General features: G+C 64.7%; 17 protein-coding genes. 8 read left to right on the plus strand and 9 right to left on the minus strand.

Going from position 1 to position 13,907, the window contains the following annotated elements; translation table 11 throughout:
- Positions 1 to 152 precede the first annotated feature (152 nt).
- On the plus strand, positions 153 to 680 hold the full coding sequence (locus AU197_RS24795; protein WP_231745184.1) for a YdcF family protein: 528 nt from the start codon (positions 153 to 155) through the stop codon (positions 678 to 680).
- Positions 681 to 725: 45 nt separating this feature from the next.
- On the opposite strand, the gene AU197_RS24800 is transcribed toward AU197_RS24795, so the two are convergent.
- From AU197_RS24800 to AU197_RS24810, 3 genes are all read right to left on the minus strand, one after another.
- Entirely contained in the window at positions 726 to 1,664 is a 939-nt protein-coding gene (locus tag AU197_RS24800) for a R2-like ligand-binding oxidase (protein ID WP_064406468.1), read from the minus strand.
- Positions 1,661 to 2,341 carry a TetR/AcrR family transcriptional regulator gene (locus tag AU197_RS24805; protein WP_064406755.1) on the minus strand — a complete coding sequence of 227 codons (681 nt, stop codon included), beginning with the start codon at positions 2,339 to 2,341 and terminating at the stop codon, positions 1,661 to 1,663. Before AU197_RS24805 ends, AU197_RS24800 begins: the two co-directional genes overlap by 4 nt.
- 95 nt (positions 2,342 to 2,436) lie before the next feature.
- Positions 2,437 to 3,798 carry an NAD(P)/FAD-dependent oxidoreductase gene (locus AU197_RS24810; protein WP_064406756.1) on the minus strand — a complete coding sequence of 454 codons (1,362 nt, stop codon included), beginning with the start codon at positions 3,796 to 3,798 and terminating at the stop codon, positions 2,437 to 2,439.
- Positions 3,799 to 3,986: 188 nt separating this feature from the next.
- Here AU197_RS24810 and AU197_RS24815 point away from each other — a divergent pair, with 188 nt between their 5' ends.
- Both AU197_RS24815 and cynS read left to right on the plus strand, forming a co-directional pair.
- Positions 3,987 to 4,847, plus strand: coding sequence for a formate/nitrite transporter family protein (locus AU197_RS24815; protein WP_064406471.1), 861 nt, complete (start codon positions 3,987 to 3,989; stop codon positions 4,845 to 4,847).
- Positions 4,844 to 5,293, plus strand: coding sequence for a cyanase (gene cynS / locus AU197_RS24820; RefSeq protein WP_064406472.1), 450 nt, complete (start codon positions 4,844 to 4,846; stop codon positions 5,291 to 5,293). The genes AU197_RS24815 and cynS overlap by 4 nt, the downstream gene beginning before the upstream one ends.
- A gap of 5 nt (positions 5,294 to 5,298) precedes the next feature.
- On the opposite strand, the gene AU197_RS24825 is transcribed toward cynS, so the two are convergent.
- Positions 5,299 to 6,927, minus strand: a complete 1,629-nt coding sequence (locus AU197_RS24825; protein WP_064406474.1) for a C39 family peptidase — start codon at positions 6,925 to 6,927, stop codon at positions 5,299 to 5,301.
- Between the two features lie 58 nt (positions 6,928 to 6,985).
- On the opposite strand from AU197_RS24825, the gene AU197_RS24830 reads away from it, so the two are divergent.
- Complete coding sequence (locus AU197_RS24830; protein WP_064406475.1) at positions 6,986 to 7,465, plus strand: hypothetical protein; 480 nt, start codon at positions 6,986 to 6,988, stop codon at positions 7,463 to 7,465.
- Positions 7,466 to 7,477: 12 nt separating this feature from the next.
- Here AU197_RS24830 and AU197_RS24835 read toward each other — a convergent pair whose 3' ends face one another.
- The 3 genes from AU197_RS24835 to AU197_RS24845 form a co-directional block, all read right to left on the minus strand.
- A complete protein-coding gene (locus AU197_RS24835; RefSeq protein WP_064406476.1) occupies positions 7,478 to 7,705 on the minus strand; it encodes a hypothetical protein in 228 nt (75 codons plus the stop codon).
- A gap of 157 nt (positions 7,706 to 7,862) precedes the next feature.
- Positions 7,863 to 8,537 (minus strand): LuxR C-terminal-related transcriptional regulator, encoded by a 675-nt coding sequence (locus AU197_RS24840; protein WP_064406478.1) that lies wholly within the window; start codon positions 8,535 to 8,537, stop codon positions 7,863 to 7,865.
- A 228-nt stretch (positions 8,538 to 8,765) separates the two neighbouring features.
- Entirely contained in the window at positions 8,766 to 9,101 is a 336-nt protein-coding gene (locus AU197_RS24845) for a hypothetical protein (RefSeq protein WP_064406481.1), read from the minus strand.
- 191 nt (positions 9,102 to 9,292) lie between these two features.
- Between AU197_RS24845 and AU197_RS24850 the strand changes: the two genes are divergently transcribed.
- Positions 9,293 to 10,648 carry an acetamidase/formamidase family protein gene (locus AU197_RS24850; RefSeq protein ID WP_064406483.1) on the plus strand — a complete coding sequence of 452 codons (1,356 nt, stop codon included), beginning with the start codon at positions 9,293 to 9,295 and terminating at the stop codon, positions 10,646 to 10,648.
- 21 nt (positions 10,649 to 10,669) lie between these two features.
- Here the strand turns inward: AU197_RS24850 and AU197_RS24855 are convergent, their stop codons facing one another.
- On the minus strand, positions 10,670 to 11,164 hold the full coding sequence (locus tag AU197_RS24855; RefSeq protein WP_064406484.1) for an SRPBCC family protein: 495 nt from the start codon (positions 11,162 to 11,164) through the stop codon (positions 10,670 to 10,672).
- 44 nt (positions 11,165 to 11,208) lie between these two features.
- Positions 11,209 to 11,544: an ArsR/SmtB family transcription factor gene (locus AU197_RS24860; protein WP_064406486.1), complete on the minus strand. Its 336-nt coding sequence runs from the start codon at positions 11,542 to 11,544 to the stop codon at positions 11,209 to 11,211.
- A gap of 67 nt (positions 11,545 to 11,611) precedes the next feature.
- On the opposite strand from AU197_RS24860, the gene AU197_RS24865 reads away from it, so the two are divergent.
- The 3 genes from AU197_RS24865 (at position 11,612) to AU197_RS24875 (ending at position 13,907) form a co-directional block, all read left to right on the plus strand.
- Positions 11,612 to 12,265, plus strand: coding sequence for an SDR family oxidoreductase (locus AU197_RS24865; protein WP_064406487.1), 654 nt, complete (start codon positions 11,612 to 11,614; stop codon positions 12,263 to 12,265).
- Positions 12,266 to 12,575: 310 nt separating this feature from the next.
- Entirely contained in the window at positions 12,576 to 12,896 is a 321-nt protein-coding gene (locus AU197_RS24870) for a DUF732 domain-containing protein (protein ID WP_064406757.1), read from the plus strand.
- A 126-nt stretch (positions 12,897 to 13,022) separates the two neighbouring features.
- Complete coding sequence (locus tag AU197_RS24875; protein WP_082696844.1) at positions 13,023 to 13,907, plus strand: DUF4344 domain-containing metallopeptidase; 885 nt, start codon at positions 13,023 to 13,025, stop codon at positions 13,905 to 13,907.

The following is a 13,907-nucleotide window of genomic DNA, read 5'->3' on the forward strand; positions in this document are numbered from 1 at the left end:
GCCGCCGCATCACACATGTAAACCGTGTGCGCCCGCTGGTCGAGGCCCAGTATCGTGACCTCGTGCGGTTAGTCGGGCCGGTCCGACGCAGACGGCTCGTCGGAGGATTGCGACGAATCGCGATAGCCCTGGCGCTGTTGGTAGCAGGTGTCGTGAGCCTTGCCATCGATATCAGTGCCTTCAGCGTACGGTCGGACTCAGCGGCGGCGGATGCGGCCATCGTCCTCGGCGCGGCCGTCGACGACGACAGACCGTCGCCGGTACTCGAGGAGCGACTGCGGCACGCGGCCGCCCTGTACGAATCGGGACAGATCGATCGGATCATCCTGACGGGCGGTGTCGGACAAGGAGACACACTTTCGGAATCCGAGGCGGGCCGCGCCTGGCTGGTCGCCTCCGGGGTCCCGGCGGACCGTCTGCTCATCGAGAACAGATCGCGCACCACCAAGCAGAACTTCGCCTTCGCCATGCCGCTGCTCGCCGAGCACGATGTCGACCGAATGCTCATCGTCAGCGATCCGCTGCACATGCGCCGTGCCACCCGTATCGCCACCGACCTGGGACTCGACGCGCACCCGTCGCCCACGCCCAGCAGCCGCTTCAGAACCCTGCACACGCAGATCCCGATGCTGCTGCGCGAGGTGTACCACAGCCTGCACTACGTCATGACGCGCCAATGAATCCGTCCGACACCGGCATCGGTTCCGACAGGCGGTGGGCCTGGTTTACGCCGAGGCAGCCAAAGCCTTTTCGTCCTCGTCCGCGAAGGTGTCCTCCAGCGTCAGCGGCGAGTAGTCCAGGTCGATCTCACCGACCGGGCGACCCCTGGCACTGCTGATGGTGCCGAATCGCCGCATTCCCTTGTCGCTCGCGTACTGCTGGAACTCGTCCATCGTCAGATCGAACGGGATCTCTTCGTACAGCGCGAATGCGTCTTCGGTGTTCTTCAGCGCCAGCGGAATCAGTTCATTCATCCGCTCCTCGAACACCTGCCAATTCGAGTCGTCGGCCGCGACGTGCCGTCGGCAGGTGAACGTGCCCCAGGCCATGTGGCGGCGTTCGTCGTCGCCGATACGTCGCACCAACTCCTGCATCCCGGGCAGAATGCCGCGGTCCACGCAAATACGGTGCCACGCATAGTATCCCGTCAGCGCCATCATGCCCTCGATGACGTGGTTGTACGTCACCGATGCACGCACCTGTGCGGCCGGGGAGGGGTCGGCGGTCAACGCATCCAGCGAACTGGGCAACTCCTCGTAGAACATCTGGCGGTACGCAGGAAGTTCGTCGAGATAATGGTGCAGGTCCTCGGTGAGTCCGACGGCGTCCAGCCACATCCGAAACACCTGGGTGTGCTTGGCCTCCTCGAACGCGAACTGGGTCAGATACATCTCATCGCCGAGACGTCCTTCGGCCCGCATCGCCGCCATGAACGGCTGGATGTCCTGGGTGACCGCTTCCTCGCCCGCGATGAACTCGGCACACAGCCGAGCGGCCCAGTCCCGCTCGAGTTCGGTCAGCGACTCCCAGTCCTCCCGGTCGCGGGAGAAGTCGATGTCGGCGGGATTCCAGAACTTCGCATTGCCCCCCGCGAACAACTTCAACGGCAGGCTGTCCCAGTTGAGGCCACCGGCATCGAGTGTCGCGGAATTCTTACGTGTCATTGTTGGACCTCCTTGGTCGTCGTTCGGGCTGGGTTGCGGCTGGAGAAAGCGTCGGCCAACACGGATACGAGCCTGCGCACCGCGAGTGCGGGCTGATCCGGCGTCGGGTCGTCGAGACCGAGCACCGGATCCATGCCGCGCACATAGGGCGCCAGCGCCATGTGCGGGAAGATCATCAGCAGCAACGACAACAGCGCGTCGGTGTCGCAATCGGCCCGCAGGTCGCCGCGCGCATGCGCATCGCGCACCAGCGGCCGCAGGACCTCCAGATAGTGGCGGTGAATCACGGTGTGGACGGAAACCCTTGCCTCGGTGTCGATTTCGAAGGTCGACGCGGCGTGCAGGGCACGGTCCTGCGGATGGTCGGCGAAGTAGGCCACCCAGGTGTCGAGCAGATCGGTGAGAAACTCGAAGAAGGGCCGACCCGGGTCGAGCTCCCGGATGCGGTCTTCGATGTATGAGCGCACCCGCTGGCTGCCGAGGTCGGCGATGTAGGCGTAGAGGTCGCGCTTGTCGGCGAAATACTGGAACAGGCTGCCCTTCGCGACACCCGCCCGACGCGCGATGACGTTCAAGCTGCCCTGCGAGTAGCCGTGCGCCCCGAACTCCGCTTCTGCCGCTTCGATCACAGCGGCACGCCGGCTCGGATCGACCCGCGCCCACGTCACAGTCGGCATCAACACCTCCAGCAATGACCACTGGTCATATTACTGTGATCGGCATCACAGTCAAGGTGAGGGGATCGTCGATCAACCCTCGTTCAGGTGGGCGGTCATGAACGAGAAGCGCGGTGGTGTGGGGGTGCGGGTTCCGGAAGGTCCCAGGTCGAATACGTGTAGCGCTGTTCGGGACGATCCGCCGCGCCGAGCATGAACGCGCGGTGATAGCGACCTGCGCGCGCGATCGAAGCCAGCCAGGTCGCGACTGTGCTGACGCGGTTGCGCACGCCGGTGAGGAACGCGATGTGGATCAGCCCCCACGCCACCCAGCCGAGATAACCCGACACGCGGATTCGCCCCACTTGAAGCAGCGCGTTGCCATGGCTGATGTAGGCCGCCGATCCGAGGTCGCGGTAACGGTACGGGCGGCGCGGGCGCCCGGCGAGATCACGGCGAATGCAGGCTGCCGCGTGCAGGCCGCCCTGCATGGCGTTCTCCGCGACGCCGGGCAGCTTGTCACGCCCAGCGAGATCACCGATGACGAAGATCTCGGGGTGCCCCGCGACGCTCAGATCCGGCTCGACCTGTATTCGACCGGCGCGATCGGTTGGCGCTCCGAGGATTTCGGCAACATGGCGGGCGAACGGCACGGCCTCGACGCCTGCCGTCCACAGCACGGTCCGCGCTGCGAACGGACGGTCGGGCCCGCCGTTCTTCGGGGTGACGGTGACGCCGTCGCGCCCGACATCGGTCACGTGCACACCGAAATGCATCTCGACGCCGAGTTCCGCCAAAGTCTGGGTGGCCTTCGCCGAAAGGTCCGGCGCGAACTTCTTCAAGACGCGCTGGCCACCGTCGAACAGCAGCACCCGCGCCTCTTGCGGCTGGATGCTGTGGAATTCGTTGGTCAGGGTGCGGGTGGCCATCTCCCGGATCTGGCCGGCCAGTTCCACTCCGGTGGGCCCGCCTCCGGCCACGGCGAAGGTCAGCCAGTCCTTGCGCTCCGGTCCGGGTGGCAGAGTTTCGGCGATCTCGAATGCGGTGAAGATGCGCTGCCTGATCTCCAACGCGTCGTCGAGGGTTTTCATACCCGGCGCCCAGTGCGCGAACTGCTCATTGCCCATGTACGACTGCCGCATGCCTGCCGCCAGGATGAGGATGTCGTACTCGACGACGAACGTCGTTTCGTCAGGCCGGAGCGCGGTGACGGTGCGCGCCGACGGGTCGAGCTCGATCGCCTCACCCAGCAGGGTCTTGATGTTGTCGTATCGGGCGAACTCCTCGCGCAACGGACGGCTGATGTGGCCGATGCTCAGCTTCCCGGTCGCGCACTGGTAGAGCAGCGGTTGGAACAGGTGGTCGGCGGAGCGGTCGAGCAGGGTGACCTCGACATCTGCCTTCGCCAACCGACGCGCACAGAACAAGCCGCCGAAGCCACCGCCGATGATAAGGACTTTGGGTCGTTGCGAGCTCATCATCGCAACCGTATTACCCAGCTCCGCGCCCATGAAGCGTGCCGGGCGGTGACAACAGGCCGAATCTCACACAAGCGGCCCTGCAGTTGTGCGCATTCGGCAACACGGACGCATACGCGAAGTCGCGTTTTCGCAACCGCCGTGCGAAAGCGTTGACGCACGACCGTCCACCAGAAGGGTTTGTACCGATGTCCTACGTCAGCCCGTCCGAGTTCGTCGCAAAGATGATCGATGCCGGAGAGTCCAAGGCGCACATGTCCACACGCGACACCCTGATCCGGGCCTACATGGCCGGCGCGATCCTGGCGATCGCAGCCGCCTTCGCCGTCACGATCACCGTGCAGACGGGTAACGTGCTGCTCGGAGCCGTGCTGTTCCCGGTGGGCTTCTGCCTGCTCTACCTTCTCGGTTTCGACCTCCTCACCGGCGTCTTCACGCTCGTGCCGCTCGCGCTGCTGGACAAACGCCGCGGCGTCAACGTGCGTACGATGCTGCGCAACTGGGGCTGGGTGTTCGTCGGCAACTTCGCCGGTGCGCTCACCGTCGCCTTCATGATGGCCATCGTTTTCACCTACGGGTTCAGTGTCGACCCCAACGAAGTCGGACAACGACTGGGCGAGATCGGACACAGCCGCACCGTCGGCTACGCCGAACACGGCGCCCCGGGCATGCTCACCCTGTTCATCCGCGGCGTGCTGTGCAACTGGATGGTGTCCACCGGTGTGGTCGCCGCGATGATGTCCACAAGCGTGTCGGGCAAGGTCATCGCCATGTGGATGCCCATCATGCTGTTCTTCTACATGGGATTCGAGCACTCGGTGGTGAACATGTTCCTGTTCCCCTCCGGGCTGATGCTCGGCGGTGACTTCTCGATCGCCGACTATTTCATCTGGAACGAAATCCCCACGGTGGTAGGCAATCTCGTGGGCGGTTTGACGTTCGTCGGGCTGACGTTGTTCGCGACCCACGCGCGTACCGGAGCGCCGCGGTTCGAACTGCCCGCCCTCGCGCCGACGGCCGACGTCGAGGCGAATAAGGTCAGCGCATGACCCCGATCATGCCGAAGTCCGATGCCGCTGCACTGGTGATCGCCGCCAAGACCCGAAAAGGGCTGAGCTGGACCGAGATCGCCGACGCTCTGGATGCGCCGCGCGTCTGGTGTGTCGCCGCGTTGCTCGGCCAACACCCGGTGCCCGAAGCGCAGGCGGAGCGAGTCTGTGCCCTACTGGATCTCGATGCCGCGGTGAGCGAGAGCCTGCAGCTCCAACCCGCCCGGGGGATCGATCCGACGCTGCTGTCCGATCCGACCATCTACCGGTTCCAGGAAGCGCTCGCCGTATACGGACCCGCCATCAAGGAGCTCATCCACGAGGAGTTCGGCGACGGCATCATGAGCGCGATCAACTTCAAGGTCGACGTCCGGCGCCGCGAGGATCCCGACGGAGACCGGGTGGTGGTCACGTTCGACGGGAAGTTCCTCGACTACCGCTGGTAACGCTGCTACGCCACCTCTAGCAGCACCCCGGAATCCGGACTGGAGATCCGATGCGAACCGGGTTCGGACGCAGTCGTGTTCGGCTGCTTGAGCTGCGCGATCATCGTCTCGTAGTTGTCGGTCTGCCACGCCCTCATGAAGGCGTCGAGCGGAACCTTCAGTTTCTTCCCCTGCTCGGGGAATCCGCTGTCGTTGAGGTAGACGACTCTCTCGTCGAAGTCGATCCCGGTGACAACCACCTGATGGTCCGCGGAGGAGATGCCGGGCAGCGGGTCGCCTTCGACAGCGCTCCAGATGGTGCCGCCCTGAACGCCGACCGACACGGCCTTGCTGCTGTCCTCCAATGCGAACGCCAAGGCTCTCAACGCGAGGTTGCCCTCCGTCTTGTCATATTTCGTGAGGGTCGCCGTGATGCCGTATTCGCTTTCCAGAAGAGCAATTGCATCTCTGATGTCGACACGATCCTGCGTGTGCAGACCCTCGTACATCTTCTCACCCGGGTTGGCAACGCTATCGGCCTCCATGGCCTTCGCGGCGATGTCCGCTTCCTCCGGCGTGGTTCCGGTGAGTTGGCCGACGATCATCGCCGCCGACTGCAAAACGCAGTTTTCGGCCGTCTGGACCCGCCAGTACTGCGCATTCGTATCCGGCTCGCCGTAGAGGCCGGTGAAGACGGCCGGGGCGGTGAACCAGTCCGTCAGGCCGTGGACGAACTCGGTGATCGCGTACGAGATGTAGTTGACGAATTCGGTCACCACCACCGCTGCGGTGTTGGCGAGTTCGGAGACCACGAACGCTGCACTGGCGACGAGCGCCCCCAGCGGATTCTCCGCGTGCTGCGCTAGTTGCTCGTTGAACGCGGCTGTGCGCGCAGCCTGCGCTTGATTGAACGCGTCGAGTCGCTGGGTTTGCGCTTTCTGGTACGCCGTGGCCCGTTCGGCTGCGGTGGGTTCGACGGTCAGTTGGTCTGGTACCGACCACGAAGGGTGTTCAGGACCGGGGTCAGAGTCCGACGTCGTGCTCACGGTGCCGGGAAGCAGTTCCTCCGAGGGGGTTTCGGCCGTCAGAGTATTGGCGACGTGCTGGGTGTCGACGGCCAATTGGTCATCGTTCATCCGCTCCAGATCACGGCGAACCAAGTCCAGCGAGCCCACCAGTATCACTCCCGGCAGCGGCTCCACCGGACCGTCCACTGTGGACAGCGGCGAGCCGACACCGACCGCCGACAACAGGCCCGACACGACACCGACCGGCGTCGTGGAAGGTGCGGGATCGGGCGCTTGAGCCACCACGGTGTTGTGGTTCTCGCCACCGGACCTTCCCGACGACACCAGCGGCGCCTCGATCACCAGCGTGCCCGTGCCGGCTTCGGCGACGGCTTCCGCACCGGTGATCTCAGCCGATGCTGCGACATCGGCTGCGGCCGAGTCGGTTACGTGTGCGAGGGATCGAGCACTGATGGTGCTTTCGGGCCGGCTCGTGCCGGTTGTTCCGATGGTGGTCGCGTTGGGCTTCTGCGGGGTCAGCGAGGACTCGGTGCCCAATCGGTCGGAACGATTCTTTTTCTGCTCCCGCTCGATCGGGGCCTCGACAACGACCGGATCGGCCGGTGGGGCCGAATCGTCAACCACCACAGGCGTACCGGTCGACGGGCTGCCTACGTCGCCGATTGACGTCGAGGCGGTCTCAGCCGTGGCGGTCCCGCTCGACGACTCGGTCGACTTTGTGGCCGACGAATCGGGGGACTGCCGCTCGGTTGTCGACTTTTTCGTGGACCGTGTCTCGGAGGCGTCGGGGCTGGACTTGATGGTCGACCGCCCCGCGCCGACAGACGTTCTCGGCTTTGTGCCCGAGATTGTTGACGTCGGCGAACCGGTCGACGACTCCGGACCCGGATCCGTGGACGAGGAGGAATTCGCCGTTTCGGAAGAGGTGCTCGTCGACCCCGATGACGAGCCCGCCGTCCCTGATGCCGTGCTCGTCGACCCTGATGAGCTGGAAGACCCCGACGACGAACTCGAGGACGACTGTCCGCCGTCGTCGGCGAACGCCGTTCCCATACCGCAGGTGCCCACCAAACCCGCTACACCGAGCGAGAAGGCGACGGCCCCGACCCGTAACGCCACCCGTGCCGAATTCATCAGCGGTCCGACACCTCCGCCGGACCGCTGATCTGAGAGGGCATCAGCTGCTCAGCCAGACGTACCAGAGGCCGTCGCCGCCCTGACGGCAATCCCAGTGGCCGTAGTTGCCGTCGCCCTCGGCGATCTCGACGTTCGGGCCGTCGACATTGCAGGCCTCGAGCGTCGAGTACGCGCCCTCGACCTGTACTTCGTCGGCGTGCGCCATACCGACACCAAGGGTGAACAACCCTCCCAGCGCCAGCGTTGCCGCGGCGATCACTTTCTTCATGTTCGTGCCCTCCCGTTGCTGGATTCGACCGCCGCGCATTATTTGCCGGCATCTGCCGTGCACTGCGGATTGGGAATTATTAACGCAACCGTTATAGAGGTGCCAGCAAAAAGTTATTAGTTCATCTGTTCAGATGACATTTGTCAGGGCAAAGACTTCAGAGATCGTCGACGGACAGGATGTCGTCCTGGATCGCGCGGGCCACCAGAGCCGCCTTGGTCGGCGCCGGTCGGCCGACCGCCGCGTACTTCGCCCGCACCCTTTGCAGGTGGGTCGCGACCGTGGAGGGCTCGATGTACAACCGCTCGGCCACCGCATTCTTGTTCTCGGTTTGGAACCAGGCGATCAGCACCTGCTGCTCTCGGTGAGTCAGCTGTGGCCGGGCCTTGCGCCGCCCGCTGTGCAGCGTCGGCGCCGACCTCGTGGCCACGCGCGAGTGGCCGTTGCTTGCGGCGTCGATAGCGGCCGCCAGCACGTGTTCGGGTTCGTGTTTGGCGATACAGCTGACGGCCCCCGCATCCCGCGTGGCGGCGACGATGTCGTCGTTGACCGAGCAGGTGTAGACGACGACGCGATGGCCCGCGTCGCAGATCTGGCGGAGCGCATCGAGGTCTGGTCCACCGCTGTCGCAGGGCAGGTCGAACAACACGACCAGTCCCGGAGTGGCCGTCCGATATGCCGCCGCGAACCCCGCTGGACTTGTGAAATGGCCGATGATCTCGGTGCGCGGGTGGCTGCGCCTCAACCACGACTCGATGCCCGCGTAGACGACTCGCTGATTGCCGACAACCACGACCGACGTCGAACGCTCCTCGTCGTCCGGCGGTGGCATGCCGCTGACCCCCTATGTCGTGCAGACGCCGCTGCAGTTATTTGCTTATGAAAGCATCGCCACGCCGCCCGCGAGTTCGGTTTGAGCCAAATCGATCTCGTGGAACGGCGAGCGTTCGCACGTCATGCGGACGGTTGCCCATAACTCTACTGATTGAAACGCAAACGAACGCCGAGGCCCCGAGCGGCAAGGGGTGATCCCAGTGGGACTGTTCCGAGCCGAGACGGTTCAGCAGAACTGGTACTCGACGTCCCAGAAGCCGGGCGAAGGAATCCAGCGGGCCGAGAACTGTCCGCCGAGGGCGGGATCGGCGTCGTGAATCATTCCTGTCCCGCCGACGGCCGGGACGAAGCCCGGTGGGTCCCATGAGATCGAGACCGGGTCGCCCGGTGTATCGGGCGTGCATCCGATCTGCTTCACGAGATAACCGTCGGTGATCGTCCACTCCGCACTGGCCTGATCCGGGCTCGGGGGAGGAGGGGCGGCGTGGACGGCGGCCGGCGCCCCAATGGTCGCCGCGGTAACCGCGCCCGCCACCGAGAGGATGAAACGCTGACCGCGCATCCGACACCTCCTTCTCTGCCCCGACCTCTGTGACGTTAGCCCGTTCGGGATCGGCCGGTTTCGTTTCGGATCAGTTGGGAGCGGCGCTCGACACCCCGCGTCTGGACGTCAACGGCTTCGAACCTGACCGCAACATCCCCGCAACACCGCGTGGATAACTTCGGGCGACCGACAACCCGGAGGTTATCTAAATGAATGAGTCGTTCGCCGAAGCCGCTGCCGAAACCCTCACGAGGGGGATCGGCCGACGCGATTTCGTGCGCGCGGTGGCAGCGGTGGGGGCCGGGGCGGGCATCACCGCCGTCGCGGCCGCCTGTGCGACGGACGAAACCCCGGCGGCGACCGGCGCCACGCCCGGCCGCTTCGAGATCCTCCAACCCGACCACGGCGACATCGCCGGCGACCACTATCTGCAGTCGGCACCCGATCAAGTGCTCTGGGGTTATGTGCCCACCGTTCATGCCGCGCCGGTCATTCGGATGCGCTCGGAGCAGACGATCACGGTGGACACCGTCTCCCACGAAGGCATCCTCGAGGACCAGGGCCGCAACCCCGTCGAGTACTTCGGCGGCAAGGGCGTCAGGGAATCCGATGTTCTGCAGGACGCCATCGCGGTCGCGTCCGAATACAACCGCACACCGCGCGACTTCGACAAGGACGGCCCGCATGTGGTGACCGGCCCAGTCTTCGTCGAAGGCGCTCAGCCCGGCGACGTGTTGAAAATCGAGACGCTGCAGGCTATTCCGCGGGTGCCGTATGGAGTGGTCTCGAGTCGCCACGGTAAAGGTGCACTCGCTCGCAAGGCCGACGGATCCGCGCCGGACGGCATCAGCATCGAAGAAGTGATGCCGCCCGTCGCCACCGACCGCAGGCCCACCGACAACCCGCTCGAGTACGGCAACGTCTCCACCTTCACCGCCGTGGAGGACGGTCACGGCGTCATGTCCTACGGTGACGCGCGGGTGCGGTTCCCGTTGTCACCGTTCATGGGCCTGATGGGTGTCGCCTTCTCCCAAGACCGCGATGTCACTGCGCCAACCGCGAATTCGATCCCGCCTACGGTCGCGGGCGGCAATATCGACATCCGGCTGCTGGGTGAGGGTTCCACCCTTTACCTTCCGGTTTTCGCAGAGGGTGCCCTGTTCTACGTCGGCGATCCGCACATGGCGATGGGTGACGGTGAAGTGGCGCTCACCGCAATGGAGGGCTCGCTGCGGGGCACCTACCGCCTGACAGTCTGCAAGCCGGGATCCGGTGACGCGCCTTCGGTCGCATACGACTATCCGTTCGCCGAGACCGAATCCGCCTGGGTGCCAATAGGGTTGTCCGATCCCGACGGGGCGGTCGGGGGCAACAGCAGCGATCTGAACATTGCGATGCGGCGGGCTGTTGTCAACGCCCTGGACTTTCTGCAGAACGACAAGGGGATGGATCGTGCCACCGCGTACGCCTACCTCTCGGCTGCATCGGATTTCGTTGTCTCCCAGGTCGTCGACCGCACGGTCGGCGTTCATGGCCAGATCTACAAATCACACTTCACCGTGTGAGGCTGCCACGTGGCGGCGCCGTCACCGCCCTGACAGGTACTTGTCGAGCTTGTCCAGCGCTGCCTTGTAACCCCACTTCATGCCGAACGCGGCCATCTTGGCCTTCGCACCGATGTTGGTAATCGTGACGTCGAGCCGGACGACCGTCATCCCGTCCTTCTCCGTGAGGATGACGTCGTTGACGTGCTCGATCGTCGATCCGTCTTCCTCGCCCTCGGTCCACGACCGCGCGTCATAGGTGAGGCGCGAGGGTTTTTCGACGCGGGTGAACGTCCCCGTCATCGGCCAGCGGGTGCCTTGGTACTTGCCCATGGCCTCACCGGCCTCCATGACGATGTGGATCTTCCCGCCGACCACCGGATCGATCTCACATTCCGGCACGAACGTCTTCTCGGGACCCCACCACTCCCGCACCATGTCTGGATCAGTCCAAGCCTGCCAAACGGTTTCAATCGGGGCCCGGTACGAGCGTTCGAGGTTCAGCTTCTTGGTCTTCTTGAAAATCTGCATCAACATGGCGAATCCTCCTTGTGTCGACAGACGGTCAGGCGGTGCAGCGGTCAGTCATCGGCGCGTCCCTCGGAGCGTTCACCGATGGACTCGAGATACCTGCCCAGCGAATCGAGGCGGGTCTCCCAGAGTTGTGCGAAGGATTCGGCCCAGCGGCCGATGTCCTCGAACGGTGCGGACTCCAGGTGGTAGATCCGCCGCCGAGCCAGGGCCTGGCCGGCGACGATCCCCGAATCACCCAGCACCCGAAGGTGCTTACTGACCTGCGGCTGGCGGATTTCGAGTGCCTCGGCGATCTCGCCGACCGAAAGCGGCCCGGCGCGCAACAATTCGACGATCTTCAGGCGGCTTGGTTCGGCGAGAGCTCCGAAGACCGTCGACTGCACGGTTCGACACTAGGACCCATGACATATTCCTGTCAAGGAATATGTCCGGAGAGGCTACGTTGGAGGTATGGCTCGCGTCCTGATCTTCGGTGGCCACGGCAAGGTGGCCCTGCACCTGTCCCGGATCCTCAGTGAGCGTGGAGACGAGGTGACCTCGGTGTTCCGCAACCCGGATCACTCCGAAGAGGTGATGGTGACCGGGGCCCAGCCACTGGTGGGCGATATCGAGGCCCTGGACGTCGAAGCCCTGACCGAAATCATCGCGGGACACGACGCGGTGGTGTTCGCCGCCGGTGCCGGCGGCGGCAACCCGACGCGCACCTACGCGGTGGACCGCGACGCCGCCATCCGTGTCATCGATGCCGCCGAACGTGCCGGGGTCCGCCGATTCATCATGGTGTCGTACTTCGGCGCTAATCCCGACCACGGTGTGCCCAAAGACAATTCGTTCTTTCACTACGCCGAGGCCAAGGCCGCTGCCGATGCGCATCTGCGAGCCAGCGGTCTGCGGTGGACGATACTGGGTCCGGGCCGCCTCACCCTGGAGTCGTCCACCGGCCGGATCGCCGTCGGTCCCGATGCCGTCGGCGGCGAAGTCTCGCGTGAAGACGTTGCGCTTGTTGCCGCTGCGTGCCTGACGGACGACAGCACCGTTGGGCGCACCGTCGAGTTCAACAACGGCGATATCCCCATCGCCCACGCATTGTCCGACCTCACGTGAAGCGCCGGCCGGTGGCACCGGAAAGCCGCGCGAATACGTGGAATTGAACTTGGGATTTCAGGCGACTCGCGGCCTTCCAAAAATGTCAGCGCGGTGGCAGTCACGACCGTGCCATCCGGTATGGTTGGGCCAGCTTGATCGCTCGAGATATGGCCCCTATCCAGCGGGTATCGGCGCGGATAGTCGCCCGAGGAAAACGGCTGCGCGTAAAAATTCCATTTCCTGAGTAGCCATTTAGCGAAATCACCCCGTCGTCTGCCTCGCCGTGCCACGATTCGCCGTGTTCACCCCGACGACCGGAAGAAATGACATGAAAGCAATATCGGCCGGCACCATTTTCGCCGGTTTAACAGCCGCCGCCTTTTTCCTCGCGCCGCTGGCGGCCGCCAGCCCCGAAGACGCCTACCTCAATGTGCTCGACGAGGCGGGTGTGACGTGGCCGGGTGCCACTCCCGACAACATGATCGCCGCAGGCAAGGGCGTGTGCACGGACTGGGCTAACGGTGCGACCCTGGAGGGCGAGATCGCCGGGCTCGCAGAGCATCTCGATCCACATGATGCTGGTGTGCTCGTCGGCGCGGCGACGGCGGCGTTCTGCCCCGAGTACGAGGCGAAGGTCACCGAGGGCTGACCTGCATTGCGGCCGACTGGCCGCCAATGCCCACGCGCCGGTCATACGATCAGCGCAGCCGTCCCACGCTCGACGGCCGAGAGAGGAGATCCGCGCTTGACTACACACGAATCATCGCGAGAACCCGTGCGTCGGGCGACGCCGTCGCGAGTCCTGCCGCTGGTTGCCGCGGGATTGCTGGCGGCAGGATGCGGAAGCTCTGGAGGTGAGGAGGCGAAGACCCAGAACGCGAAATCGCCTACCGCTCAAGCGTCGTCGGCTGCGCAGAACCCCGATCCCGCACCGGACCCCGACGCGCCCGCCGACGGAGAGATGATCGTCTTCTACGACATGGCGACCACGCCCGAAGCGACCAATGGGCGCAACATCATGCAGAACGGTCAATTGCTCGAAGAGCTGGCGAACGATATCAACGAGACGCTCAGGTTGCCCCACGACATCTCGCTGCGCGGATCGCAGTGCGATCAGCCCAACGCCTTCTGGAGCGCGGACGACAACACGATCACCCTTTGTTACGAGGATGCGGACTGGGCGCAGCGGGTCTTCACCGAGGCGGGTGACGCCGATCCGACTGCGTCGGCGCTCAATTCCGAGTACGCGACGTTCTATCACGAGGTCGGACACATGGCGATCAGCATCTACGACCTTCCCGTCACCGGGCGTGAGGAGGATGTCGCGGACCAACTTGCGGCGTTCGTACTCCTGGCGCCGGGTGAGGACGGGCGCGCCGATCCCGAGTCGGTTCAGGCCGTGAAGGACTTCGCCCGCGCGTTCGGCGCCTCCGGTGCGGAGAAGACGGTACTGAGCGCGGACGACCTCGCCGACGAACACTCGTTGGACGAGACCCGCATGTACAACCTTGAGTGCTGGATCTACGGCTCTGACCCCAAGGCCAACGCGGACCTGGTCACGACTGGGGGACTGCCCGAGGAGCGGGCATCGGGATGCCAAGCCGAGTGGGAACAACTCGACCAAGCCTGGTCGACGTTGCTCGATCCCTACTTCAAGTAG

The organism is Mycobacterium sp. IS-1590, assembly GCF_001500025.1.
GTDB lineage: Bacteria > Actinomycetota > Actinomycetes > Mycobacteriales > Mycobacteriaceae > Mycobacterium.

Coding starts and splice junctions, on each gene's coding strand:
- AU197_RS24805 (WP_064406755.1), bottom strand. CDS start 2,341: ATGCCGACTGTGACGTGGGCGCGGGTCGATCCGAGCCGGCGTGCCGCT.
- AU197_RS24800 (WP_064406468.1), bottom strand. CDS start 1,664: ATGACACGTAAGAATTCCGCGACACTCGATGCCGGTGGCCTCAACTGG.
- AU197_RS24835 (WP_064406476.1), bottom strand. CDS start 7,705: ATGAAGAAAGTGATCGCCGCGGCAACGCTGGCGCTGGGAGGGTTGTTC.
- AU197_RS24815 (WP_064406471.1), top strand. CDS start 3,987: ATGTCCTACGTCAGCCCGTCCGAGTTCGTCGCAAAGATGATCGATGCC.
- AU197_RS24810 (WP_064406756.1), bottom strand. CDS start 3,798: ATGAGCTCGCAACGACCCAAAGTCCTTATCATCGGCGGTGGCTTCGGC.
- AU197_RS24850 (WP_064406483.1), top strand. CDS start 9,293: ATGAATGAGTCGTTCGCCGAAGCCGCTGCCGAAACCCTCACGAGGGGG.
- AU197_RS24845 (WP_064406481.1), bottom strand. CDS start 9,101: ATGCGCGGTCAGCGTTTCATCCTCTCGGTGGCGGGCGCGGTTACCGCG.
- cynS (WP_064406472.1), top strand. CDS start 4,844: ATGACCCCGATCATGCCGAAGTCCGATGCCGCTGCACTGGTGATCGCC.
- AU197_RS24840 (WP_064406478.1), bottom strand. CDS start 8,537: ATGCCACCGCCGGACGACGAGGAGCGTTCGACGTCGGTCGTGGTTGTC.
- AU197_RS24870 (WP_064406757.1), top strand. CDS start 12,576: ATGAAAGCAATATCGGCCGGCACCATTTTCGCCGGTTTAACAGCCGCC.
- AU197_RS24865 (WP_064406487.1), top strand. CDS start 11,612: ATGGCTCGCGTCCTGATCTTCGGTGGCCACGGCAAGGTGGCCCTGCAC.
- AU197_RS24855 (WP_064406484.1), bottom strand. CDS start 11,164: ATGTTGATGCAGATTTTCAAGAAGACCAAGAAGCTGAACCTCGAACGC.